The organism is Salipiger marinus, assembly GCF_900100085.1.
Taxonomy (GTDB): Bacteria; Pseudomonadota; Alphaproteobacteria; order Rhodobacterales; family Rhodobacteraceae; genus Salipiger; species Salipiger marinus.
Genome location: NZ_FNEJ01000082.1, coordinates 1 through 2090, shown reverse-complemented (window position 1 = coordinate 2090; position 2090 = coordinate 1). Strand labels below are relative to the sequence as shown.

General features: G+C 72.0%; 1 pseudogene. It reads left to right on the top strand.

What is annotated here, in order from left to right:
• Positions 1 to 2090: pseudogene (locus tag BLR51_RS27945) on the top strand (hypothetical protein); the annotation flags it as partial.

Sequence of the window (2090 nt, the reverse complement as noted above, 5' to 3'; positions counted from 1 at the left end):
CCGCTGGCGCTGCTGGCGATCCGCATCCGCGCCACGCATCAGCTGACCGGCCAGCTCGATCAGGTCAATGCGGTGGTGCAGCGCCATGCTCCGGATTGGACCGGCAGCGCCTGGGAGACCGGGCTGTCGCGCAATCCCGCCAGCGCCTATGTCGCCGCCCTGACCGGGCCGGGCAACCCCTGGCCGGTGGCGGAGACGGGGCTCGATTGGGCGGCGCTGGCGGACTGGCATACGTTCTGCGCCGAGAAGGGCCTCAAATACGACCGGGTGCATGAGGGCGGCGAGAGCCTGGGCGAGGCGCTGCGGGCCATCGCGCAGGCCGGGCGCGCCAGCCCGCGCCATGACGGGCGGCGCTGGTCGGTGGTGGTGGATCGTTCGCAGGCGCTGGTGGTCGACCACCTCTCGCCGCGCAACACCCGCGACTTCCGCTGGAGCCGTGCCTATACCGATCTGCCCGACGCGCTGCGGGTGAGCTTTGCCGACGAGAGCAATGGCTGGGAGGTGGCGGAGATCGTCATCCCGCGCCCGGGGCTGGTCGGGGAGCCGCAGCTGACCGAGGAGCTGGTGCTGCCCGGCAAGACTGATCCGGCCGAGATCTGGCGCGAGGCGCGGCGGCGGTTTTACGAGGCGATGCACCGGCCCGACACCTTTACCTGCGTCATGGATGGGGCGGCCCGGGTGGCGACGCGCGGCGATCTGGTCATGGCGAGCTGGGACGTGCTGGCGCGCACGCAGCTCTCCGCCCGGGTGCGGCAGGCCGTGGACCGGTTCCTGGTGATCGACGAAGAGCTGCCCGTTGAAGAGGGCATTGAAGAGGGGGGTGAATGGGGCCTGCGCTGGCGGGTCTATGACGGTCCCGACATCCACGGCCAGCCCGACACGGTGGGCCGGTCGGTCGTCGCCAAGGTCACCGGGCAGGGCCGCAGCCTGATGGTCGCGGGGGAGGAACCTCTGCCCGAGCCCGGCAGTCTCGTCCACCTTGGCCCGCTGGCGCAGGTCAGCGAACCGATGGTGGTGGTGGATGTGGAGCCGGGCGAGGGGTTCTCCGCCCGGCTGACCCTGGTGGCCGAGGCCGCGATCATCGACGCGCTCACCGAGGCCGAGGAGGCACCGGCCTGGGACAGCATCGTCGGCGAGGTGATCCCGCAGCTGAGTGCCCCGCCGCAGATGCCGGTCTGGCGCGGGCTGGAAAGCGGGCCGGACGAGGAAAGCGGCGAGATCCTGCTGCGCGTGCTGCTCGGGGCCTCGGCGGGCGAGCTGCGGCTGCTGTCGGGCTTCGTGCTGGAGCATCGCCTCACCGGCGCGCCGGGCTGGACCGTGCTGCAGATCGCCGCCGCCGAGGGCGGGGCAGAGATCGCGGGCTACACGCTGGGGCAGGAGGTGCAGCTGCGCGCCAAAGCCGTGGCCTTTGACGGCGATGAAAGCCTCTATAACACCACACTCACCCATGTGATCGGCGCCAGTGCCGCGCCGGTGCCTGCCGCGCTTGATCCCGAGGGGATCGTGGTCAGCGGCGGGCTCGGCCATGCCACGCTGGCTCTGGCAGTCAGCGATCCCGCCACCGTCACGGTGCAGCTTTACCGCACACCCGCTGGCGCCAGCTTCGATCCCGGCACCGATGCGCTGGGGGAGCCGCGCCCGGTCACGCCAGGCGCCACCGTCACGCTGGTGGATGGCGATGCCACCCGGGCCACGCTTCTCGCCGATGGCGGCTTTGACGAGTTCGGCGTCTGGACGGCGGGCAGCGGCTGGACCGTAGGCGGCGGGCAGGCCAGCCATACGCCCGGCAGCGCCGGGGTGATCAGCCAGGAGCTGACGCTTAACCCGGGCAGCACCTACCGCGTGGCCTTCCAGATCGGCACGCATGTCGCGGGCACGCTGACCCCGGAACTCGCGGGCGGCCCCCTGCAGCAGGGCGCGGCGGTCAGCGGCACCGGCTGGCATTTCGCCGAGCTCACCGCCGCCTCCGGCAATGACCGCTTCCGCCTCGCCGCCTCCGAGGATTTCGACGGCGCGGTCACCGCCGCGCTCCTTTATATACGCACCCCCGCCTGCGCCCCCGCAGGCCCGGTCGAATACCGCCTCGCGCC